The organism is Streptomyces sp. 3330 (assembly GCF_031456635.1).
GTDB lineage: Bacteria > Actinomycetota > Actinomycetes > Streptomycetales > Streptomycetaceae > Streptomyces.
In genome coordinates this window covers 48,879-71,130 of the sequence record NZ_JAVDVA010000028.1, presented here as the reverse complement: position 1 = coordinate 71,130, position 22,252 = coordinate 48,879, and the positions used below count along the sequence as shown (strand labels likewise).

The 22,252-nt window shown below is 72.6% G+C and carries 21 protein-coding genes; 6 read left to right on the top strand and 15 right to left on the bottom strand.

The window, feature by feature from the left end; translation table 11 throughout:
* Positions 1-44: 44 nt before the first annotated feature.
* The 4 genes from J2X68_RS33765 to J2X68_RS33750 all read right to left on the bottom strand — a co-directional run bounded on the left by J2X68_RS33765 (position 45) and on the right by J2X68_RS33750 (position 4,529).
* Entirely contained in the window at positions 45-821 is a 777-nt protein-coding gene (locus J2X68_RS33765; protein WP_310436415.1) for a TIGR04222 domain-containing membrane protein, read from the bottom strand.
* Positions 822-1,025: 204 nt separating this feature from the next.
* Positions 1,026-1,808, bottom strand: coding sequence for a DUF4142 domain-containing protein (locus J2X68_RS33760; protein WP_310436414.1), 783 nt, complete (start codon positions 1,806-1,808; stop codon positions 1,026-1,028).
* A gap of 271 nt (positions 1,809-2,079) precedes the next feature.
* Positions 2,080-3,513 (bottom strand): DUF692 domain-containing protein, encoded by a 1,434-nt coding sequence (locus J2X68_RS33755; protein WP_310436413.1) that lies wholly within the window; start codon positions 3,511-3,513, stop codon positions 2,080-2,082.
* Between the two features lie 293 nt (positions 3,514-3,806).
* Complete coding sequence (locus J2X68_RS33750; protein WP_310436412.1) at positions 3,807-4,529, bottom strand: peptidyl-tRNA hydrolase; 723 nt, start codon at positions 4,527-4,529, stop codon at positions 3,807-3,809.
* A 57-nt stretch (positions 4,530-4,586) separates the two neighbouring features.
* Here J2X68_RS33750 and J2X68_RS33745 point away from each other — a divergent pair, with 57 nt between their 5' ends.
* Positions 4,587-5,447 (top strand): ATP-binding cassette domain-containing protein, encoded by an 861-nt coding sequence (locus J2X68_RS33745; protein ID WP_310436411.1) that lies wholly within the window; start codon positions 4,587-4,589, stop codon positions 5,445-5,447.
* Positions 5,444-6,115: an ABC transporter gene (locus J2X68_RS33740; protein WP_310436410.1), complete on the top strand. Its 672-nt coding sequence runs from the start codon at positions 5,444-5,446 to the stop codon at positions 6,113-6,115. Before J2X68_RS33745 ends, J2X68_RS33740 begins: the two co-directional genes overlap by 4 nt.
* A gap of 401 nt (positions 6,116-6,516) precedes the next feature.
* Here J2X68_RS33740 and J2X68_RS33735 read toward each other — a convergent pair whose 3' ends face one another.
* From J2X68_RS33735 to zapE, 8 genes are all read right to left on the bottom strand, one after another.
* Positions 6,517-6,705: a hypothetical protein gene (locus J2X68_RS33735; RefSeq protein WP_310436409.1), complete on the bottom strand. Its 189-nt coding sequence runs from the start codon at positions 6,703-6,705 to the stop codon at positions 6,517-6,519.
* Between the two features lie 272 nt (positions 6,706-6,977).
* Positions 6,978-7,838, bottom strand: a complete 861-nt coding sequence (locus J2X68_RS33730) for a polysaccharide deacetylase family protein (RefSeq protein WP_310436408.1) — start codon at positions 7,836-7,838, stop codon at positions 6,978-6,980.
* A gap of 152 nt (positions 7,839-7,990) precedes the next feature.
* The gene (locus tag J2X68_RS33725; RefSeq protein ID WP_310436407.1) at positions 7,991-9,364 is read right to left on the bottom strand and encodes a PhoX family protein; all 1,374 of its coding nucleotides are present in this window, start codon (positions 9,362-9,364) and stop codon (positions 7,991-7,993) included.
* Between the two features lie 91 nt (positions 9,365-9,455).
* Positions 9,456-10,361 (bottom strand): slipin family protein, encoded by a 906-nt coding sequence (locus J2X68_RS33720; RefSeq protein WP_310436406.1) that lies wholly within the window; start codon positions 10,359-10,361, stop codon positions 9,456-9,458.
* 127 nt (positions 10,362-10,488) lie between these two features.
* Complete coding sequence (locus tag J2X68_RS33715) at positions 10,489-11,997, bottom strand: SulP family inorganic anion transporter (protein WP_310436405.1); 1,509 nt, start codon at positions 11,995-11,997, stop codon at positions 10,489-10,491.
* An 8-nt stretch (positions 11,998-12,005) separates the two neighbouring features.
* Positions 12,006-12,587: a carbonic anhydrase gene (locus J2X68_RS33710; RefSeq protein WP_310436404.1), complete on the bottom strand. Its 582-nt coding sequence runs from the start codon at positions 12,585-12,587 to the stop codon at positions 12,006-12,008.
* A 91-nt stretch (positions 12,588-12,678) separates the two neighbouring features.
* Complete coding sequence (locus J2X68_RS33705) at positions 12,679-13,092, bottom strand: hypothetical protein (RefSeq protein ID WP_310436403.1); 414 nt, start codon at positions 13,090-13,092, stop codon at positions 12,679-12,681.
* Positions 13,093-13,275: 183 nt separating this feature from the next.
* Positions 13,276-14,382 carry a cell division protein ZapE gene (gene zapE / locus J2X68_RS33700; RefSeq protein WP_310436402.1) on the bottom strand — a complete coding sequence of 369 codons (1,107 nt, stop codon included), beginning with the start codon at positions 14,380-14,382 and terminating at the stop codon, positions 13,276-13,278.
* Between the two features lie 37 nt (positions 14,383-14,419).
* Between zapE and J2X68_RS33695 the strand changes: the two genes are divergently transcribed.
* From J2X68_RS33695 to msrB, 4 genes are all read left to right on the top strand, one after another.
* Positions 14,420-15,256: a pyrimidine reductase family protein gene (locus tag J2X68_RS33695; RefSeq protein ID WP_310436401.1), complete on the top strand. Its 837-nt coding sequence runs from the start codon at positions 14,420-14,422 to the stop codon at positions 15,254-15,256.
* A 190-nt stretch (positions 15,257-15,446) separates the two neighbouring features.
* A complete protein-coding gene (locus tag J2X68_RS33690; protein WP_310436400.1) occupies positions 15,447-15,920 on the top strand; it encodes an indole-3-glycerol phosphate synthase in 474 nt (157 codons plus the stop codon).
* A 188-nt stretch (positions 15,921-16,108) separates the two neighbouring features.
* Complete coding sequence (gene murC / locus J2X68_RS33685; RefSeq protein ID WP_310436399.1) at positions 16,109-17,494, top strand: UDP-N-acetylmuramate--L-alanine ligase; 1,386 nt, start codon at positions 16,109-16,111, stop codon at positions 17,492-17,494.
* A gap of 13 nt (positions 17,495-17,507) precedes the next feature.
* Positions 17,508-17,918, top strand: coding sequence for a peptide-methionine (R)-S-oxide reductase MsrB (gene msrB / locus J2X68_RS33680; RefSeq protein WP_310436398.1), 411 nt, complete (start codon positions 17,508-17,510; stop codon positions 17,916-17,918).
* A gap of 117 nt (positions 17,919-18,035) precedes the next feature.
* Here the strand turns inward: msrB and J2X68_RS33675 are convergent, their stop codons facing one another.
* From J2X68_RS33675 to J2X68_RS33665, 3 genes are all read right to left on the bottom strand, one after another.
* Positions 18,036-19,055, bottom strand: a complete 1,020-nt coding sequence (locus J2X68_RS33675; protein ID WP_310436397.1) for a lysylphosphatidylglycerol synthase transmembrane domain-containing protein — start codon at positions 19,053-19,055, stop codon at positions 18,036-18,038.
* Between the two features lie 918 nt (positions 19,056-19,973).
* Positions 19,974-21,452 carry a HAMP domain-containing sensor histidine kinase gene (locus J2X68_RS33670; RefSeq protein WP_310436396.1) on the bottom strand — a complete coding sequence of 493 codons (1,479 nt, stop codon included), beginning with the start codon at positions 21,450-21,452 and terminating at the stop codon, positions 19,974-19,976.
* On the bottom strand, positions 21,449-22,141 hold the full coding sequence (locus J2X68_RS33665) for a response regulator transcription factor (protein ID WP_310436395.1): 693 nt from the start codon (positions 22,139-22,141) through the stop codon (positions 21,449-21,451). Before J2X68_RS33665 ends, J2X68_RS33670 begins: the two co-directional genes overlap by 4 nt.
* Positions 22,142-22,252 lie beyond the last annotated feature (111 nt).

The following is a 22,252-nucleotide window of genomic DNA, read 5'->3' as shown; positions in this document are numbered from 1 at the left end:
CCAATGCCCCTTGTGCGCCCCCCGGTGGTCGAGCGCGCCCTGTCTCAGTCCCGCCCGTACTGCTCACGACGGGCGAAGGCGGCCCGCAGGTCCGGCTCGCCCACCGCGCGGATCCCCCGCACGGCGACGGAGGTCAGGTACGCGCGGTCGTCCCCGGCGCCACTTGCGTGCCGCGCCAGCGCGCCCAGCAGCCGCTGCCCGGCCGGTGAGGCCCAGCGGGAATACGGATGCACCTCCACCCGCGCTATCGCCAGGCAGCTCAGCGCGAGCGCCAGCGGCAGCGCGAACCAGAGCGCGACGAGGTCGCGGGGCATGTCCGGGGTGGCGGGGAGCAGCAGTGCGGTGGCGCCCAGCGCGACGACGGCCACGGCGGCGACCCGTACCTGGCGCACCCCGGCCGCGACCGTCGTACGGGCCCCGTCGGGCACCGCGAGACCTGCGCGGACCAGCCGGTCGGCGAGGCCTCCCACCGCGTCCGCGGCGGCCGCCGCCGCGCGCGCCGGGGCGATACGGGACTGTCCCTCGGGCCCGATGGCCCCTATGACCGACCGCTCCATCTCGTCCCGCCCGCGCGGGTCCACGACGGTCGCCCAGCCGGTGCGGGCGAGCACCAGGCGCCGCTGCCGCGCCATGGAGACCATGGTCAGGTCGGCGACCCTGCCCGGACCGCCGGACAGGAAGGCCGCCTCGTAGAGCGTCAGATCATGTCCCCGGCCCGCGTCCTCGTCGACGGCCGCCGCCCGTGCGGCGGCCAGGCACAGCCGTGTGCACGCCGCACCCGCGACGGCCCATGCCAGCAGCAGGAGAAGCACCCAGACCATGCTGTGTTTCTATGCCATGCGCCCGGAGGAACACCACGCCCTGTTCACCATCCGGACCGAGCGTCGCGGGTATGGGACGTTCCGCTCGCCTTCGCCCTGCCCGAGGGAGAAGGGCGAGGGGGATCGGATTTCGGTCCGGATCTCGGAAAACGGTCTCGCAACCCATTTCACCTGCCGCCCGCCACCGCTTGCCGCTTGTACCTGTCAGCTGCCGGGTGGCGGGCTGGCCGCGGCCGGCGGGAGCGTGTACGTGGGATGCGGCGACGGCGTCACCGGCACCGGCACCGCCGAGCCGGGGTCGGCCGTCGGTCCCGGCGGGCCGGGGAAACGGGTGATCGGCGGCGTGCTGTCGGCGGCCATGTCCCGGGCGAGAGCGTCGAAGTCGACGAACCCGGTGGCCTCCAGGATCTTGATGTGGTCCAGCACGGTGGTGTTGGCGTCGTCGGCGAGCTCGCGCACCAGCGAGTTGCGGGTACTGGCCCGCACCTGGGCGACGACGGAGAACACCCGGCCGTGCGCGAGACGCAGGATATTGGCGAACTTCCAGTCGTACTGCTCGCCCTGCGCCGCGTCGAGTGCGCTCAGCCAGCCCTTCTGCTGCTCGTTGGGCTCGTTCGGCAGCGCGAGGCCCAGCCGGGAGGCGACGGTCCGCACCCGCTCGTCCAGGAAGGTGTGCCCCTCGACCAGGTGCCGGCCCGCCGTCCGTACGGCCTCGGTCGTGCCCTTCGTCTGCGCCTCCTGACCGGCGGGCAGTTCCCACAGCCCCGCCAGCCGGACCTTCGTGACGAACTCCCGGTCCAGCGCGGACAACGGCCCGTACTGCGTCGACACCGTCTGCGCGTTCAGCACGTCCACCCCGGTGCCCGACCGGTCGGCGTACGACCAGATCGGGAAGACCAGAGCCGCCAGGGTCGCCGCCAGGCCCGTGATGATGAGTCCGGTTCCGCTGAAGATGCCTCTGCCCTGGACGGGGGGTCGCGGCCGCATGGGGTGCCTCCTGCTCGCGGCACTGCACACTAGTGCGCTTCGGTTGCGGGACTGGCTGGCATATTACTGCGTCGGCATCGCCAACTGCCGTATGGGTGCAAAGAGTTCAAATCAGGTCATTGTGGGCGAAGTGTGAGGACCTGTGTGCGCTGACGGGTGCGCCATATAGGGTGAAACGACGGGAAAGCGGTGCGGGAACGGTTGCGGTGCGTGTCCTGGGCTGTGCGGTGTTAGCCCCGGCACACTCGGGACGTCCGCGGTGCCGGACCCCTCATCGCCCGATCAAGCTCCGCCCCATCCGGCCGACCTGTCCCAGCCGTGACCTCGGCCTCGGCGCGGGGCCCGAGCGGTCCAGCCACCACCGGCGCAGTTCCCGACGGGCCCGGCCCTCCGCCGGCCGCCCGTCCAGCAGCGTCTGCTCGGCGAAGTCGAGGGCGTCCTGCCGGTAGCCGCCGCGCATCGGGTGGCCTTGGGCGTACGCGATGAAAGCGGTGCGGTAACCGCTTCCGAGCATGACCGGCAGCTCCGGGGCCACCTTCGCCACCACGTCCGCGCGCTTCGCCGCCAGCGCCCGGGACTGTACGCCGAGCCGCACCCGGTCGAAGCCCTCGGGTACCGGCGTCCCGGCCACCAGCGCCGACAGCAGGGCCGCCTGCGCGAGGCCGAGGCGCTGACGCGTCGTCTCGTCGAGAGGGGCCGGGTCCGGCTCCGGCCCCGGGGCGGGCGGGGCGGACCGGTCCCCGGTCCGGGCGTCCGTCCCTGCGCCGGTCACGGTGCGGGCTCCGATGCGGGTCTCGATGCCGGTCCCGACGCGGGTCCCGATGCCGGTCGCGCCGTGCTGCCCCGCGCTCGACCCGGCCCGCGTGACGGCGTGCTCCTGCCCGCCGGCTTCGACGGCCGCCCGGATCGTGCGCAGCTCCCGCTCCAGTTCCGCCGGCTCGGGGAAGTTCTCGTCCCGCTCCAGCAGCACTCCCGGAGGCGACACCCGGGACGCGAGGTCGGTGAGGATGTCGAGGACCGGCCGGGGCACCGGGTGGGCGTGACTGTCGTGCCAGACGCCGTCCCGCTCGAAACCGCCCGCCACATGGACGTAGGCGATGGCCTCCAGGGGCAGTTCGGCGAGCGCCTTGGCGGGGTCCTCGCCCCGGTTGACGTGGTTGGTGTGCAGGTTGGCCACGTCGATGAGCAGCCGTACGCCCGTCCGGTCGGCCAGCTCGTACAGGAACTGCCCCTCGGTCATCTCCTCGCCGGGCCACGCGATGAGCGCGGCGATGTTCTCGACGGCGAGCGGCACGGGCAGCGCCTCCTGCGCGATGCGCACGTTCTCGCACAGCACGTCGAGGGCGTCGCGGGTGCGGGGCACCGGCAGCAGATGTCCGGCCTCGAGCCGCGGGGACGCGGCCAGGGGGCCGCCCGCGCGGACGAACGCGATGTGCTCGGTGACCAGCGGCGAACCCAGTGCCTCGGCCCGCTCGGCGAGCGCGGCCAGCCGTCCCGCGTCGGGCCGCTCCGCGTCGCCCAGCCCGAGCGAGACGCCGTGCGGGATCACGGTGACCCCGCGCTCGCGCAGCCGGAGCAGCGAGTCGGGCAGATGCCCGGGGCAGACGTTCTCGGCGACGGCCTCGACCCAGTCGATGCCCGGCATGCGCTCCACGGCGTCCGCGATCTCCGGCCGCCAGCCGATGCCCGTCCCCAGTCGCCTCATGGTCCCCGCCTCCTTCGTGCCCCCTGCGTGGTGACGGAGGTATGGCCCCGCCACCGCCTCGCGAACCGCCCGCCACCGTCCTTCAGAGCAACATTTGAGGTTCGGACCACAGGGCCGGGGCCGCCTGGTGGGGCCGATCGCAGCGGCCGCAGCGGTGGGACTGGTGGCAGCGGCCGGGGCGGCGTCGGGGCGGTGAGAACCGCGAGAGCGGCGAGAGCGAGAGTCGTGTGAGCGGCGGGCTGCGAGGACGGCGGCGAAAACGGTGAGAGTGGTGTGAGCGGCGGGCCGCGGGGTCAGCGGGCCCGCAGGGCCGGGTGGTCCGCGACCACCGTGCAACTGCCCGGCGCGATCTCGGTGAACCCGGCGTCCCGCACGAGCGGCAATCCGCTCTCCGTCAGCTCACGCCACCGCCGCGGCTCCGCGGTCCGCACGGCGAGCGGGAAACCCGCCTCCCGCCAGGCGGTCCGCTCCTCGTCCGACAGCTCCCACCAGGCGAGCTGCGCGCCGTGCCCGGCCTGCGCCATCGCCTTGCCCGCGGACATGCCGACCTCCGGGTTCTGCCAGATCACCGGAGCCGTCGGGTCGAAGTCGACCGGCGGCTCAGGATCGTCGAGATCGGTTCCGGAAACCTGCAGCTTCGCCAGCTCCTTGGGCCAGCCGTCCAGCGGAACGGGCGGGAACACCCTTACTTCCGCCGCCTTGCCCGTGACCGTGATGCCGGGCAGTGCCTCCGCCCGGCGCCACTCGGCGCCCCGCGCCCGGCGCACCACCTTGCGGATCCGGGCGTCCTGCCAGTCGCGCACGGCCGCGGCCCACTCGCCCTCGCCCAGCGCCCGCTCGTCGGCGAGGAGGGTCAGCACGGCGCGCGCGGCCGTCTCCAACGCGTCCGTGCGCGCCGGCGGGGCGGCACGCTCGATGCGGACCACCAGAGGCAGGACGAACTGCGGAGCCTCGTCCCGTGTCGAACGCTCGGTACGGAAGGGGCTGTCGCCGGGAACGGCCGGATCAATGGTCACGTCCTCCAGTCTGCCAGGTGGAAGATCCACGCATCCGCGAGTGAGAGGACGGTCCGCATGCCACGTGAGCTACGGCTGGAGGCCGTGGGCCGCCGCTACGGCCTGCGCGGCCCCTGGGTGTTCCGCGACGTGCACCTGAACCCGGCGCCCGCGACCCTCACCCGCATCGACGGCCCCAACGGCACCGGGAAGTCCACCCTGCTCCGCCTGCTGGCCCGCGTCGACGCCCCCACCGAGGGCAAGGTCACCGGCGCCCCCCGCACCGCCTACGTTCCCGAACGCTTCCCCGCCGCTCTCCCCTTCACCGCCCTCGGCTGGCTCACCCACCTCGGCGCGGTCCACGGCCTGTCCCGGACGGCGGCCGCGCACGCCGCGGGCGACTGGCTGGACCGCTTCGGCGCCACCGCGCACGCCCACACCCCGATGAGCCGCCTCTCCAAGGGCAGCAGCCAGAAGGTCGCCGTGGCACAAGCACTCCTCGCCGAACCGGAGTTGCTGATCCTGGACGAGGCCTGGACGGGACTGGACACCGACGCGCGCGCCGAACTCGAACGCGCCGTCGCCGAGCGGACGGCCGCCGGATCGGCCGTCGTCTTCGTGGACCACGACCCCCGCCGCCTCGCCGGCCGGGCGGACGCCGAGTACACCGTCCGTGACGGCGCCCTGCACCCCCGTACCGCGACCGGACCGACCGTCGCCCCCGACGGCCCGCACCTGACCATCGAGGTGCACGGGCCGGCCGCCCCGCTCCCACCGGAGGCGCTCCGCCTGGCCACCGCCACCGAGAAGACGGCCGACCGCAGCCACCGGCTCACCGTCCCCGCCTCCCACTCCGACGTCCTGCTCCGCGCCCTGCTCACCGCCCGGCCGCCGTGGCACGTGGTGAGCGTCCGTCAGGACGGGAGCCGCGACCGATGACCGCCCTCCTGCGCTATCAGACCGCCCTGCTCCTGCGCTCGCAGCGCTGGCTCCCCCCGTTCCTCCTCTATGCCGTCTTCCTGGGCGTCGGCGTGCAGGGAGGCCGGCCGCTGCTGGACTCGCTCGGATACACGGCCGCGTTCCTGCTGCCCGTCGCCGCCTGGCTGGTGCGGATCTGCGTCACCAACGAGCCCCCGGCCGCCCGCACCGTCGTCGCGGCGGCGGTCGGGCCCGGGCGGGCGCACCTGGCCTGCGTCCTGGTCGCGCTGACCACGGCCGTCGTGTGCGGCGCGACGGCGATCCTGCTGGTCACGCTCATCAGCGACCCGGTCGGCAGCGACCACCACAAGCGTGTTCCCGTCCCGGAAGCCGTCGGCGCCGGACTGCTCGCCGTCCTGACCTGTGCGCTGCTCGGCGCGGCCGTCGGCGCGCTCACCGCCTGGCCCGTGCTGCGCTCGCCGGGCCGCGCGGTCCCCGCACTGCTGCTGGCGGCCCTGCTGTCGCTGGTGGTCACCGGTTCCCCGGCGCAGGCGGCCGTGAGCGACCTGGTCGGCGGCTCCCACTCGGCGACCGTCCACATGCCGCTCCTCCCCGTGGTCGCGGCAGCCCTGCTGAGTGCGGCGGCGATCGCCGTGGCGTGCGCGCTCACGTCACGCCGATCGCCGTGAGCGGAGGAAGGAAGGAAGGAAGGTAGGGAGGGAGTGAGTGAGGGGGGAGGGTGGGTGGTCGGGCGCGGGGAAGCGGTTGCGCAACTTGTGCGGAGCAGCGGCAGCGGCAGCGCCGACACATGGAGCCACGCACGCATCGGGGAGGCGTGCGGGTAGGCATCGGGGAGGCGTGCGGGTAACCGGTTACGGTGGGTTACTCCGCCGGTAGCCGGTAGCCGGTAGCCGGTAGCCGGTAGCGGGATGTCGACTGCAGGTAACCGGTTACGTCGCGGCAACCGGTTACTTGCCGGGAAACGCTGGTGCGGAGCGAGCGGCGGTCACACGCGCCCACAAGTGCCCCGCGCGGACAGAAATCCCGCGCAAGCGGTTTCTCCGTGTAAACGGTTACTTAAAGCAAGCGGCTACCCCGAGCAGGCGGTCCGCTGCGCCTCCTGCCACTCGCACACCGGGCACAGCGTGATCCCCTTGTACGACTCCGGGTACTCCGTCGGCTTCCGGCACAGCACGCACTCCGCGTACGGCGGCTCTTCGGCCCTGGGCGGCGTGGTCGCGTCGATCAGGCAGTAGTCCCGGTCACTGTCGTCGCTCATGCTTCCAGCGTACGTAAGCGATGACGGCGTACGAAGCGGGGCCGAGCGGCGTGCGCGGCACACGCGAGCCGCACGCGTGAGGGCCCCGCGGGACGTGGGAGTCGGCCGGGGGTACGAAGGCGCGCAGGGTGTTGGTGAGAGTGGCCTGCGTGCGCGGCCTGCAGGGTGTCGGTGAGCGCGATCCGCGCGATCCGCGCGACCCGCGTGACCCGCGTGGTGGCCTGCGTGGCCAGCGGGGTCGGCCGGGCGGCGCGCAGGCTCGCGGGCGTGGTTCACGGCCGTCGGCTCGCCGCACCGATCAGCTCGGACACCTTCACGAACCGGTACCCCTGACGGCGCAGCTCCGGGACGATGGACCGCACCGCACGCTCGGTCGTCGGGGCGGCGCTGCGCGTGCAGTGCATGACGACGACGGAGCCGGGCCGGACTCCTTCGAGCACCTGCCGGGCCACCGCGTCCGCGTCGGTCGCGAAGGCGTCCCCGCTCACCACGTCCCACTGCACCGCGGTCACGCCCATGCCGCTCACCGCGCGCAGCGCCCGCCGGTCGTAGCAACCGCCGGGGAAACGGAAGTAGGGCATCGCGTCCGCCACCCCGGCCTTGCGGAACGCCGTGAACGCCCGCTCCACGTCCGCGCGCATCCCGTCCTCGGGGACGGTCGGCAGGCCGTAGCAGTCGTCCGTGAACGCGTAGTGGCTGTAGGAGTGGTTGGCGATCTCGAAGCGGGGGTCGCGGCCGAGGGAGCGGGCCTGGTCCGGGTACTCCTCGGCCCAGCGGCCGGTCATGAACACGGTGGCCGGCACCTTCAGCGCGCGCAGTGCCGCGATCAGCCCCGGGTTGTCGAAGTGCTCGCCGGCTGCCGCGCGGGCTCCCTGGTCGGCGGTCATGTCGGCGTCGAAGGTGAGGGCGACCCGCTTCTCGGCGGTGCGGGGCGCGTTGCTGAAGACGGGGGTGAGGCCCGCAGGACCGGGAGCCAGTGTGGGGGGCCGGGCGGGGGCGAGGGAGGCGTGCGCGGAGGCGGCCGGACGCGTGGCACGCGGTTCCTGAGGGCTGCCGGTGCCGCAGGCCGCGAGGGGGACGAGCGCGGCCCCGAGGGCGCAGAGGGCGGTGAGGCGACGTACGGGAGGGATCATCGTATGAAGTTATGAGGACGGTGCTGTCATTTCATGCGATATGCGCCCGCGCCTCTGTTCCTGTCACCCAGCCGGCCTCCACCTCTGCGGAACTCCGCGCTCCAGGAGTGGGGCCCCGCCGGGTCGGCGGAGCCCCACCTCCCGGAGTCCGGCTAGCGCCGCCAGGGCCCCGTGACGGCGAAGGTCGTCCCCGGGGTGTAGCAGTTGACGTACATCGTGTCGCCGTCGGGGGAGAAGGTGACGCCGGCGAACTCGCCCCACTCGGGGGCCTGCGGCGTCCCGATGTTCTGGCGGCCCCGCGCCATCGCGTAGACCTCGCCGCCCCTGGTCACGCCGAACACGTGCTGGGCGCCGTTGCCGTCCTCGCAGACCATCAGGCCGCCGCTGGGCGCCAGGCAGATGTTGTCCGGGGACTCGCCCGGGAGCTGGATGTCGGTGTCCGGGCCGAAGACGATGACGAGGGTGAGGCGGCGGAGCTTCGGGTCGTACCGCCAGATCTGGCCGAAGTGGTCGGCCGCCGAGCCGTCCGCGCCGCGCGCGAAGGACGACACGAAGTACACGCACTTCCCGCCCCAGTAGCAGCCCTCGAGCTTCTGGGCGTGCGTGATGCCCTTCGGGCCGAAGTCCTGCAGCCGGACCGGGGTTTCCACGGCGAGCGGATCCGGTACGTCGACCCACTCGATGCCGTCGAAGGAGGCGCCCGTGTCCTGGATCGAGGACAGGTCCGGCACGCCCGGAACGCGCATCGCCTGGAGACGGCCGCCCGCGCGCAGCGAGCCCGCCCCGCCGAGCGGCTTCTTCGGGAGAAAGCGGTAGAAAAGGCCGAACGGCTCCAGGAACGCGTCCTCGGTTTCGTAAACGATTCCGAGACGCGGGTCGACGGCGATCGCCTCGTGCTGGAAACGGCCCATCGCGGTCAGCGGGACGGCCCCGCTGCGGCGCGGGTCGGACGGGTCGACCTCGAAGATGAAGCCGTGATCCTTTGTGTAACCGTTTGTGCCGGCCTTGTCCTCGGTCTCCTCGCAGGTCAGCCAGGTGTGCCACGGGGTGGGGCCGCCCGCGCAGTTGACGGCCGTACCGGCGATGGCCACGCGCTCGGAGAGCACGTTGTTCCGGGCGTCGAGCGTCAGGGCCGTACAGCCGCCCTTGCCCGCCGGGTCGTAGGTCAGCCCTTCGACCGTGGGGACGGGGAACTTGGCCGTGGGGCGGTTCTCGTGGTTGCGGACCAGGTGGACGCGACCGCCCCGGCCGGGCAGGGCCGTCATGCCGTCGTGGTTCGAGGGCACCGGTCCCTCGCCGGAGCGCAGCGGATCGCCCTCGCGGGAGAGGACCCGGTAGCGGAAGCCCGCGGGAAGGTCGAGCAGGCCGTCCTTGTCGGGTACGAGGGGGCCGTAGCCGTCGTGGCCGAGACCCTGCGCGGCGGCGGTGCCCGCGAAGAGGTCGGAGAGGGCGCCGGTGAACGCGATGCTCGCGCCCACTCCCAAGGCGCCGGTACCGGCGAGGATCTGACGTCGTGTCGCAGACATGGGGGAAACCTTCCTGCTGGCGGACAGGAACTGTGATCCCGCTGTGTCTATCACCCGCAGTGCGCCCCGGGAACCACGCGCGTAGCTCGTGTCACTCCTCCCCGTCCTCGGGGGCGGGCTGCGGCGAAGGGGGCAGCGGCGGACGCGGCTGCTCGAGAGGGTGCTCGTGCGGGGGCTGGTGTTGCGCTTCTTGCTGTGGCTGTGGCTGTGGCGGTTGCGGGAGCGGTTGCGGGAGCGGTTGCTGGGCCTTTTCCAGGAAGCGCAGCAGTTCCACCGGGAACGGCAGCACCAGCGTGGAGTTCTTCTCGGCGGCGACCGCCACCACCGTCTGCAGCAGCCGCAGCTGGAGCGCGGCCGGCTGCTCGGACATCTCCTTCGCGGCCTCGGCGAGCTTCTTGGACGCTTGGAGTTCGGCGTCGGCGTTGATGATCCGGGCCCGCCGCTCACGGTCGGCCTCGGCCTGCCGGGCCATCGAGCGCTTCATGGTGTCCGGCAGGGACACGTCCTTGATCTCGACCCGGTCGATCTGCACGCCCCAGCCGATGGCGGGGCTGTCGATCATCAGCTCCAGACCCTCGTTGAGCTTCTCCCGGTTCGACAGCAGATCGTCCAGCTCGCTCTTGCCGATGATCGAACGCAGCGAGGTCTGCGCCATCTGCGAGACGGCGAAACGGTAGTCCTCGACGTTGACGATCGCGGCCGCCGCGTCCACCACGCGGAAGTACACCACCGCGTCGACCCGCACGGTCACGTTGTCGCGGGTGATGCCCTCCTGGGCGGGGATGGGCATCGTCACGATCTGCATGTTGACCTTGTGCAGCCGGTCCACGGCCGGGACCACCAGGGTGAACCCCGGAGACCGGACCTCGCCGCGCAGCCGGCCGAGCCGGAGGACGACCCCGCGTTCGTACTGCTTGACGACCCGGGCCGCCGCTCCGAGGTACACGAGACCCCCGGCGGCGACCGCCGCGGCCACGCCCAGCAGTTCCTGGACCATGACGACCTCCTCGGCGAGGGGCCCGTAAGAGCGTTTCCGTCTGTTTCCGTCCGCCCTGTAACGATATGCCCGCCGTCCGGCCCGGGGCCACGCCCCGGGTCCCGGGCCGGACGGCGGGTGGGACGGGCTACGCGGTCGTGGCCGGTTCCGTGATCTTCACCGGCTCGGTGACCTTCACCGGTTCCGTGCCGGCCGCGCTGTGCCGTTCGGCCCAGGTCTCCAGCGCCGTACGGCAGGCGTGGTCGAGGTGGTGCAGGCCGGAGAGGTCCAGCTCGACGGGGCGGTCCTGCGGGAGGGCCTCCAGGTTGTCGAGGATCTTGGGCAGGCGCAGGAACGTCGCGTTGCCGGACAGATACGCCTGGACGGGCCCGGCGCCCTTGTCGACGACCTCCAGCCTGATGTGCGAGGCCTCCCAGGCCGTCTTGGCGACGGCCAGGGCCAGACCGATGAGCACGCCCTCGAACATGCTGACCGCGACGATCGACACGGCCGTGACGACCAGGATCAGCGCCTCGCCGCGGTGCTCGCGCCACAGGCCCGCGATCGCCCGCACCGGCACGAGCTTGGCGCCCGCGTGCACGAGGACTCCGGCCAGCGCCGGGAGGGGGATGTACGCCAGCACGTCCGGCAGCAGGGCCGCGAACAGCAGCAGCCAGACGCCGTGCAGGACGCGTGACGCCTTCGTCCGTGCGCCCGCCTGGACGTTGGCGGCGCTGCGCACGATCACCGCGGTCATCGGCAGCGCGCCGAGCGCTCCGCAGATCGCGTTGCCCGCGCCCTGCGCCATCAGTTCCTTGTCGTACTCGGTGCGCGGACCGTCGTGGAGGCGGTCCACCGCCGCCGCGCTGAACAGCGACTCGGCGGACGCGATCAGGGTGAACGCGACGATCGTGCCGAGCAGGCCGACGTGCGCCAGTTCGCCGAAGGCGCTCAGCGGCGGAGGCTGGACGGAGCCGAGCAGCCCCCGCACCTCGACCGTGGCCACGGGCAGGTCCAGCAGCAGGGCGGCGAGCGTGGCCAGGCCCACCGCGGCGAGCGGGCCGGGCACCGTACGCACCTTCGCCGGCAACCGTTTCCACAACACGAGCACCGCGATGGTGCCGGCGCCGATCGCCAGCGAGGCCAGTGCGGAGGTGCTGCCGACCGCGTCCACGAGGGCCTCGGGCAGTCCGGCGATCTTCCCGAGGCCGGAGGACGGCGCCTTGGCGCCCGCCATCGCGTACAGCTGACCGGCGATCAGCACCAGGCCGATTCCGGCCAGCATGCCCTCGACGACCGAGACGGAGATGGCCCGGAAGTAGCGGCCCAGTTTGAGGGCGCCCATGGCGAGCTGCAGGAGGCCCGTGGCGAGGACGATCACTCCGAGGGCGGGCAGGCCGAACTCCTGCACCGCCTCGAAGACCAGCACGGTCAGTCCGGCCGCCGGACCGGACACCTGGAGGGAGCTGCCCCGCAGCAGACCGGTGACGATGCCGCCGACGATGCCGGTGACGAGCCCCAGCTCGGCCGGCACGCCGGAGGCGACGGCCACGCCCACGCACAGCGGCAGCGCGACCAGGAAGACGACGAGAGAGGCGGCGAAGTCCTGCCGCAGGTGGGGGAACCGGGATATTCGCCCGGTGGGCCTCTGGTTCATCGCGGCGCTCACAGGGCTTCGAAGCGGTCGGTGTCCACGCGGTGTTCGCGTACGGCGCCGGTGTGCACCTCGTAGTACCAGCCGCGTACCCGCAGCCGGCCGTCGGCCAGCCGCTTCTCCACGCAGGGGTAGGAGCGCAGCCGCAGCAACTGGGCGAGCACGTGGTTCTGCACCGCCCGCATGACCGTGGGGTCGTCGGGGTCGGCGGACGCCGGTTCGTCCGCGGCGTGCGCGAGCCAGTCGCGTACGGCGGGGACGCCGTCGAGGTCGTCGCCGCGCACGAGCGCGCCGACGGCGCCGCAGTGCGAATGGCCGCAGACGACGACGTCCTCGACGCCGAGCACCTCCACGGCGTACTCGATGGTCGCGGCCTCGCCGGTGGGGCGGTCGGAGCCGTAGGGGGGCACGATGTTGCCCGCGGTGCGCAGCTCGAAGAGCTCGCCGGGGCGGGCGCCCGTGATCAGGGCGGGAACGACCCGCGAGTCGGAGCAGGTGATGAACAGGACCTGGGGGGACTGGCCGGCTGCGAGTTTGGCGAACTCCTCAGGGCGTTGTCCGAACGTACGGGCGTTGTCGATGAGGGGCTGCATGGCGTGGTGACTCCTCCTGGCGCGTCGTGGGGGCGCGTCGGATGTGCAGGACACAGGACAGGTGGGGGAACTGCTGCTCTGCTCTGCTCTCTCAGCAGCGGAAGACCTGGAGGGCCGCCGGGGAGTGGCCCGCCGAGGATCTCGACGGGCGGTGATAGGGGTCGCCGGGCCGGGGCGGCTGATGGTCGGCCGCGGGATCCTGCGCCAGCAGCGCGCGCTCGGGCTCCTGGGGTGCCGACGCGGCCGGGGCGGAGGTGGTGGCGCGGTGACGGTCGCGGGTGCGCAGGGGGTCGGCGGGGCCGCCGGAGCGGTCGCAGTCGCGGAGCGTGGCGACCTCGTCGCGCAACGCCGTGCCGGAGGGTTTGATTCCGGGCTGGGTCTTGGCCTCGGCCTGACGGACCGTATGCGCGTGTGCGAAGGAAGGCGTGGGTGCGAAGAACGGGAGGGCGAGCAGGACGGCGGTGAGGACCGAAACGACGGTCCGGGTCGTCGCACCTCGGAACATGCGCCCCCCTCCGGCGGTTTCGCGCTTCTAGTCCAGACCAACGGTTGGTCAATCGCTGGTCAAGAAACACGTTAACCCTGCAAGGTTGTTTGCAGGGTTAACTCGACGTTGCGAGATGAAGTGCGCCTCAAAAGGGAGGGATTCTTGGCGCGAACCGACCCTTGACCGGGCGGTCAAGATCGTTTATTGGAGCTCGACGAGACGCTTCGCGTCGCGGGCCAGCGCGGTGAGCCGGGAGATCGCGCGGAAGTACTTCTTGCGGTAACCGCCGTTCAGCATCTCCTCGCTGAACAGCCGGTCGAAGGGCAGCCCGGAGGCGAGGACCGGGACCTCGCGGTCGTAGAGCCGGTCGGCGAGGACCACCAGCCGGAGAGCGGTCGACTGGTCGGGAACCGCCCCCACGTCGGTGAGGCAGACCGCCTTCAGGCCGTCCGTCAGCGCGCCGTAGCGGCTCGGGTGGACCTTGGCGAGGTGCTCCAGCAGATGCGGGAAGTCGTCGAGCGAGGCGCCCTCGGTGGCGTACGCCGCCTTCGTCACCTGTTCGTCGGAGTACGGCGCCGGCGCCTGTGGCAGACCGCGGTGACGGTAGTCCTCGCCGTCGATGCGCAGCGCGCGGAAGTGCGCGGACAGGCCCTGGATCTCGCGCAGGAAGTCGGCGGACGCGAACCGGCCCTCGCCGAGCTTGCCCGGGAGGGTGTTGGAGGTGGCCGCGAGCGCGACCCCCGCCTCGACCAGCTTGCCGAGCAGCGTCGAGACGAGGACGGTGTCGCCGGGGTCGTCCAGCTCGAACTCGTCGATGCACAGCAGCCGGTGCCCGGACAGCGTCCGGACCGTCTGCTGGAAGCCGAGGGCGCCCACCAGGTTGGTCAGCTCGACGAAGGTGCCGAAGGCCTTGAGGGCGGGCTCCGCCGGGGTGGCGTGCCACAGCGACGCCAGCAGGTGGGTCTTGCCGACGCCGTAGCCGCCGTCCAGATAGACGCCGCGCGGCCCGGCGGGGACCTTGGCCGCCCTGGACCTGCCGAAGCCGAGGAACCCCCGCCTGGCGCCGCCGGCGGCGTGCGCTCCGCCGAGACCGGTCGCGAAGCCCTCCAGGACCCCGACCGCCTCCGTCTGGCTGGGCTGGTTCGGATCCGGGATGTAGGTGCTGAACCGGACCGAGTCGAAGCGCGGCGGCGGCACCATCTCGGCGACCAGCCGGTCCGCGGGGACATGCGGCTGGCGGGTGCAGAGGGACACGGGGGCCGCGTCGGCTATCGGGCCGAGGCCGTGGGCGGAGGAGGAGGACGACACGGTTCCCCATGCTACGGGGCGTGCCAGACTGCCTGGCATGCGACGGCTGTTCCCTGTGACCCACCAGACAGTGACCACCGACTCCGGCGGCAGGCCGCCCGGAGCCCCCGGCGAGGGCGGTGGCGACAGGGGCGCCGCCGAGGGCCATGAGTGGAGCCTCGACGAGCTCGCCGACGCCTACGCCTACCCCGAGCCCGGACCCGGCGGGCCGCGGCCCTGGCTGCGGGCCAACATGGTGTCCACCCTCGACGGCGCCGCCCAGCACGACGGACGCTCCCAGCCCATCTCCACCCCCACCGACATGCGGATCTTCGGCACGCTCCGCGCGCTCGCGGACGTGGTGGTCGTCGGCGCGGAAACGGTACGCCTGGAGGGCTACCGCCCCGCACGCGCGCGTGCCGAGTTCGCCGGGCGGCGCGAGGCCGCCGGGCAGGGTCCCGCGCCGGCCGTCGCGGTCGTCACCGCCCGCCTCGACCTGGACTTCTCGCTCCCGCTCTTCACCTCGCCGCTGGTCCCCACCCTGATCCTGACGGGCGCCGCGGCGGCCCCCGACCGGGTCGCCGCCGCGGAGAAGGCGGGCGCGCGCGTGGTGATCGCCGGTGACGGTACGGGCGTCGAGCCGGAGCGCGCCGTGCAGGCGCTCGCCGAACTGGGGCACACCCGGCTGCTGACGGAGGGCGGGCCCCGGCTGCTCGGTCAGTTCGTGGCCGCCGAGGTGCTCGACGAGCTCTGTCTGACCGTCTCCCCGATGCTCACCGCCGGCGACGCGCAGCGGATCGCGGGCGGCCCGTCCGTCGCGGTTCCGCGGCGGTTCGCGCTCGTGTCCCTGCTGGAGGAGGAAGGTTTCCTGTTCAGTAGGTATCGAAGGGCGTGACGCGGATAGGAGTTCGATCGTCACCGTCGGTCCTCAAAGGGCGGAATCAATCGTTCCGTTCCGCGTCCGGCGGGCACACTGAATCTCGCAGTCCCCGTGCGCACACGGGGAAGGATGGTTTCCGCAGGGCCGCCGACGGCCCACGGAGGAGAGAGGGCCACGGGGGTCCTCGAGGGAGAATGGGGCGCTGGTGTTCACAAGCGTTTTGATGATCGAGAAGGCCCTGACGTCCGCCGACGTGGAGTTCGTCAGCACCTTGCACGGGGACGAGCCGGTCTCCTTCCACGTGCTGCTCCAGCCGCGCGGCGACCAGGCCGACCGCTTGCTGCGGGCCATCGACGACGTGGCTCTCGGCGAACTGGACGAGGCGGCGCGGGAGGGCGAGACGCCCGAGGGCGACGAGGCGAAGGGGTTCGGCGTACGGGCCCTGGAGGTGTCCTTGCAGGCCCTGCACGCGGCGGGCCACGACGCGGTGGGACGGCTCATCGAGGACCATCCGCTGGACGCGCTGAAGTCCCTCGTCGCGGAGGCGGCGGCGGACGAGGTGATCGTGCTGACCGACCCCCACTACGTCGAGGAGTTCTTCCACCGGGACTGGGCCTCCCGCGCTCGGCACAAGGTGGGGGTGCCGGTGCTGAAGCTCTTCTCGCACAGCAAGGCGTGAGCCGGCCCCGGTGACGCGCGGTGAGGGACGGTGCGGGCGCGGGACGGTGCGGGTCAGCCGTGGCGCTCCCGCCCGCGCGACCCGGTCGTACATCGGTACGGTCCCGCGCCCCTGCGTGGGTGCGACGAGCCTCGCGCAATAGGGTGGGGGCGCACCGAACCGTCGCAGCGCACCCTGGGAGAACACGCATGGCACCCGGCCTTCCTACCGCCATGGACCGACCGCACTTCATCGGCATCGGTGGGGCGGGGATGTCGGGGATCGCGAAGATCCTGGCTCAGCGCGGCGCGAAGGTGGCCGGCAGCGACGCCAAGGAGTCCGAGACCGCGGCGGCGCTGCGGGCGCTCGGGGCGACCGTGCACATCGGCCACGCCGCCGCCCACCTGGCCGACGACGCCAGCTGTGTCGTCGTGTCGTCGGCGATCCGCGCGGACAACCCGGAGCTCGCCCGCGCGGCGGAGCTGGGGATTCCGGTCGTCCACCGCTCGGACGCGCTCGCCCGGCTGATGGACGGGACGCGGCCGATCGCCGTCGCCGGCACCCACGGCAAGACGACGACCACGTCCATGCTCGCGGTGTCGCTGTCCGAGCTGGGCCTGAACCCCTCGTACGCGATCGGCGGCGACCTGGACGCGCCCGGCTCCAACGCGCTGCACGGAGAGGGCGAGATCTTCGTCGCCGAGGCGGACGAATCGGACCGCAGCTTCCACAAGTACGCGCCCGAGGTCGCCATCGTCCTCAACGTCGAACTGGACCACCACGCCAACTACGCCTCCATGGACGAGATCTACGCGTCCTTCGAGACGTTCGCCGGGAAGATCGTGCCCGGCGGGACCCTGGTGATCGCCGCCGACCACGAGGGCGCGCGGGAACTGACCCGGCGGGTCGAGGGCGTGCGGGTGGTGACGTACGGAGAGGCCGAGCACGCCGACGTGCGGGTGCTGTCCGTCGTCCCGCAGGGGCTGAAGAGCGAGGTGACCGTGCTCCTCGACGGCCGCCGGCTCACCTTCACGGTGTCCGTGCCCGGCCGCCACTACGCCCACAACGCCGTCGCGGCGCTGGCCGCGGGCGTCGCGCTGGGCGTCCCGGCCGAGGAACTGGCCCCCGCCCTCGCCGCGTACACCGGCGTCAAGCGCCGGCTCCAGCTCAAGGGCGAGGAGGCGGGCGTCCAGGTCGTCGACTCCTACGCCCACCACCCGACGGAGATGACGGCCGACCTGGAGGCGATGCGCGCGGCGGTCGGCGACGCCCGCATCCTCGTCCTCTTCCAGCCGCACCTGTTCTCCAGGACCCAGGAGCTCGGCAAGGAGATGGGCCGGGCGCTGGCCCTCGCGGACGCCTCCGTCGTCCTCGACATCTATCCCGCCCGCGAGGACCCGATCCCGGGCGTGACCAGCGAGCTGATCATCGACGCCGCCCGGGCGGCGGGCGCGGACGTGACCGCCGTGCACGACAAGGACCTGGCGGCGGAGGTCGTGGCGGGAATGGCGAAGGCGGGTGATCTCGTTCTCACCATGGGCGCGGGTGACGTGACGGACCTGGGCCCGCGCATTCTGGACCGTCTTTCCCAGTAAGGGGCTGAGGCTCATGTCGTACGACGTCGAAAAGCCGGACGAGCAGTGGCGGGCGGAGCTGACCCCGGCCGAGTACGCCGTCCTGCGGCAGGCCGCCACCGAGCCCGCCTTCACCGGTGAGTACACCGACACCAAGGCCGAGGGCGTCTACTCCTGTCGCGCCTGCGGCGCCGAACTGTTCACCTCCGCGACCAAGTTCGACTCCCACTGCGGCTGGCCGTCCTTCTTCGACCCGAAGGACACCGACGCCGTCGAGCTGATCGAGGACCGCTCGCACGGGATGCGCCGCACCGAGGTGCGGTGCGCCCGGTGCGGCTCGCACCTCGGGCACGTCTTCGAGGGCGAGGGGTACGCGACCCCGACCGACCAGCGGTACTGCATCAACAGCATCTCGCTGCGGCTGGCGAAGGACGGCGAGGTCTGAGGGCGGGGGCTGAGGTCGAGGTCCGAGGGCGAGGTCGGAGGGCGGGGGGTCTGGCCGTCGTCGCTGACGGCCGGGGCCCGACGGCCGACGGCGAGGCCGCCCGGCAGGGGCGACGGCTCACAGCTGCTTGCGCTGCACCAGCGCCGACAGCACCAGCATCCCGGGCAGCAGGGGCAGCCACACCGTCAGCACCCGGTAGCCGATGACCGTCGCGGTGGCGAGGGGCAGCGGGGTGCCGTAGCCCGCCAGGGTGAGGACCAGGGCCGCGTCGACCGGACCGATGCCACCGGGGGCGGGGACGGCGCCGGCCGCGGTGCTCGCGGCGAGGAACGCGAAGAGCAGCTGCGGCCATGACAGGGGCAGGCCCAGCGCCGTTCCGACCGAGGCCACCACGCTCGCCTGGATCAGCGGCGCCGCGGCCGCTCCGCCCCACAGGGGGAGGAAGCGGGCGGGGCGGGTGTGCAGATGCCGGGCGTCGGTGAGGGCCGTGCGGACGAAGTCCAGGGCGGGGCGGCGCAGCGGCCGGACGATGACGAGCAGCGCCGCGGTCGCCGCGGGGGCCAGCAGCAGGCCCGCAGCGGCCAGGAGCAGCGTCCGTCCCTCCGGGAGAACCCTGGCGGGGGGTACGGCGCTGGGCGCGGCGAGCAGGAAGATCAACACGACGGGTGTTTTCGCCACGGCTCTCACCAGGGAGTACAGGGCGATCGAGGCGGTGGCACGGGGGAGGGCGACGCCCTGGCGTTGCAGGAAGCGGACCGTGACCGCGTGGGCGCCGATGCTTGCGGGCAGTAGGTGGTTCGCGGCGCCCGCGGCGATCTGGGAGGCCACCAGCAGGCCCGGTGGCAGGCGCTCGGGGATCGCCCCCTGCCGGACGCAGGCCGCGGCGACCGTTCCCAGGTAGGTGAAGAGGAGCCCGACCAGCAGCCACCAGGGATCGGCGGTGGCGAGCAGGGCCGCGCCGTCCCGCACGGCATGCCAGTCGATCACCGCCCACACCGCGAGCAGCAGGAGCGGGGACAGGGTGAGGGCCCGGCGGGCGGCGGTGGCGGCCAGGGGGCGGCGGCGGCCTTGCGCGAGCGGGGGCGGGGGCGGGGGCGGGGGCGGGGACGCGGGGTCATCGAGGGGCAGCAGGGACACGGCGCACGTCGTCCTTCCGCGTCGTGACCGCGCGCGGCGGCGCGTCGGATCGGGCCTGGGGGGGGGGGGGACGGGGACGTCCTTCCCCTCCGGTGTGACGGTGCGGTGTCCGTGAGCCGACGGAGTGCGGGCCGAGGGGCGACCGCGGTGCGGTGGGGCGGGGTGCCGTCAGGCAGATGCCGTGCGTCGAGTGCCGTCCGGCGAGGTGCTCTGGGAGCGGTGCTGCGAGGCGCGGTGCTCTGTGGTGCGGTGCTGCGAGGCGCGGTGCTCTGTGGTGTGGTGCCGTGAGGCGAGGTGCTGAGGGGCGAGGTGCTGTGCGGTGCGGAGAAGCGAGGTGCGGTGAGGCGGGGTGCTGTGCGGTGCTGCGAGGTGCGGTGCGGAGAAGCGAGGTGCGGTGAGGCGTGGTGCTGTGAGGCGAGGTGCGGAGAGATGCCGTGAGGCGGGGCGAGGTGCGGTGAGACTGTGGGATTTCTGCCCGTACCCTTCGGGGTTCATCCCGGGCGCGTCCCGAGGTTCACCGGCCCGCAGTACGGGCGGTCCCCTTCATGTGTTTCCGGTCGGTGGCCGACGAGATGCCGACGGAGGTGGCGGAAAGACGTCGAAACGGTTGCCGCTGACGAGCGGTGGGCTGCGGAGCGCAGCGGTGCACAGCCGTGCCGGGCGGTGCGGTGCACGGCAGAGCACAGCACAGCAGTGCCGGGCCGTGCGGTGAGGTGAGGTGAGGTGCGGTGTTGTGCCGTGCGCCCTCCGGATCATCGAGTCTTCGCGTTACTGCGTTTCGGTAACCGCTCTACGGCGCGCTACAGCGTCGCGGAAACCGGTTCACGGTGCGTTACTGCGTTTCGGTAACCGGTTCACGGTGCCTTGCCGCGTGTCGGAAACCGGTTCACGGTGCGTTACTGCGTTTCGGTAACCGCTCTACGGCGCGTTGCCGAGCGACCGGCCCACGCCGCTCCGCCCGGCGGTGGCCGATCCGCGCGGCAGCGTCAGCGTGAACACCGTGACCCCCTCCGCGTCGCCCAGCTCCAGCGTGCCCCCGTGCGCCCTGACCAGGGAGCGGGCCACGGACAGGCCGAGGCCGCTGCCGCCGCGGTCACGGCTGCGGGCCTTGTCGACGCGGTAGAACCGGTCGAAGACGCGGGCGCGGTCGCCGGGCGGGATGCCGGGCCCCTCGTCGGTGACCTGGACGCGTGCCGTGTCCGGCGAGACGGCGACCTCGACGCGGACCGCGGTCCCGGCCGGGGTGTGCACAGCCGCGTTGGTGAGGAGGTTGTCCAGGACCTGGCGGATGCGGTGCGGGTCCATCCGCAGCTGCACGGCGGCGGGTCCGCGGGACACCGTGAGCGCATGGCCGGGGTGGCTGGCGCGAAACGCGTCGGCCCCCTGCTCGACCAGTTCCACCAGGTCGGCGTTCTCCCTCCGCAGGGGGGTCTCCACCTCGGCCGCGTCCAGGCGGGCGAGCAGCAGGAGATCGTCGAGGAGGACGCCCATCCGGGCCGCCTCGGCCCGCAGCCGGGCCAGGTGCTTGTCACGTTCCTCGGGCGCGTTGGCCGCCGCGTACTGGAAAAGGTCCGCGTAACCGCGTACCGACATGAGGGGCGTGCGCAGTTCGTGCGAGGCGTCGGCGACGAAACGCCGCAGACGCTGTTCGGCCTGGGCCCGCACGGCCAGGGAGTCGTCGATGTGCTGCAACATCGTGTTGAAGGCGGTGCGCAGCTCCTCGACCTCGGGACCGCCGCCGGGGGCGTCCGCGCGCAGGTGCAGCCGGGACGCCGACTCGGTCAGGTCGTGCGAGGCGATGCCGTGCGCGGTGTGCGCCATGTCGCTGAGCGGTTTCAGACCGCGTTTCAGCATGCGCCGGCCGAACACCACGAGCGCCAGCAGGGCGAGACCGAAGGCGACCACCTGCGTGGTGATCAGCTGGCGCACGGTGCCGTCGATGTCCTCCGTCGGGGCGGCGCTGACCAGCACGACACCGGGCGACACCTCGCAGGCGCGCAGCAGATAGGTGCCCTCGCCGTCGATCCGTACCGTGCGGGTCACCTCCGTGTCGGCATCCTCCATCCGCCGGGCGAGGGCGGTGAGCGCGGTGGTGTCCGAGGGCACGTCGGCGGGCTTGCGCAACACGGCCGACCCCGCCGAGACGTCGTACACGGCCGTGTACCAGCCGTAGTACGGCTTGCGCTCCACGATGCCGTGCGCCTTGGCGTCCTTGGTCTGCACGATCTGGACGAGCTTGATCTGGTCGCGCAGCTGATGGTCCAGATAGTCCCGCATGTACATGGTCAGCGTGGCGCCGACCACCGCGAACACGACGAGCGACAGCGCGCCCAGGCCGAGAGCCAGCCGGGTGCCGAGCTGCAGTCCGCGGTACGTGTGCCAGAAGCGGCCGATCACTCGGCCGCCTGCCGTATCACGTACCCGAAACCGCGTACCGTCTGGATCAGCGGGTCGTCGCCGGTCGTGCCGAGCTTGCGACGCAGTCGGCTGACGACCAGTTCGACGACGTTGGAACGGCCGCCGAAACCGTATTCCCACACGTGGTCGAGGATCTGCGCCTTGGTGAGCACGGTCGGCGACTTCCGCATCAGATAGCGCAGCACCTCGTACTCGGTCGGTGTGAGCGTCAGCAGCTTCCCGCCGCGCCGGACCTCCCGGGTGTCCTCGTCCATGGTGAGGTCCGCGACCCGCAGCACGGAGCGCTGGACGCCGGGACCGGCGCTGCGCCGCAGCACGGTCCGCAGCCGGGCCATCAGCTCCTCCACGGCAAACGGTTTCACCAGATAGTCGTCCCCGCCCCGGGTCAGCCCGGCGACCCGGTCGGCCACCCCGTCGCGCGCCGTCAGGAACACCACCGGCACCATCGTCCCGCTGTGCCGCAACCGGTCGAGCACGCCGAAGCCGTCGATGTCGGGCAGCATCAAATCGAGCACCACGATGTCGGGGTGGAACTCGGCGGCGCGGCGCAGCGCCTCCGCGCCCGAGTTCGCGGTGACCGCGTCCCAGCCCTCGTAACGGGCGACCGTCGCCACGAGGTCGGCGATCGGCGGGTCGTCGTCCACGACGAGGAGTCGTACTTTTTCCACCTGCTCATAGTGCGCCACCCGCCTCCCGGCGCCAGACCCGCGTCTCCCGCACGACCGGATCGATAAGATCTTGAAAGTTGCACGACAGGAAAACGACAGCGAAGCACGGAC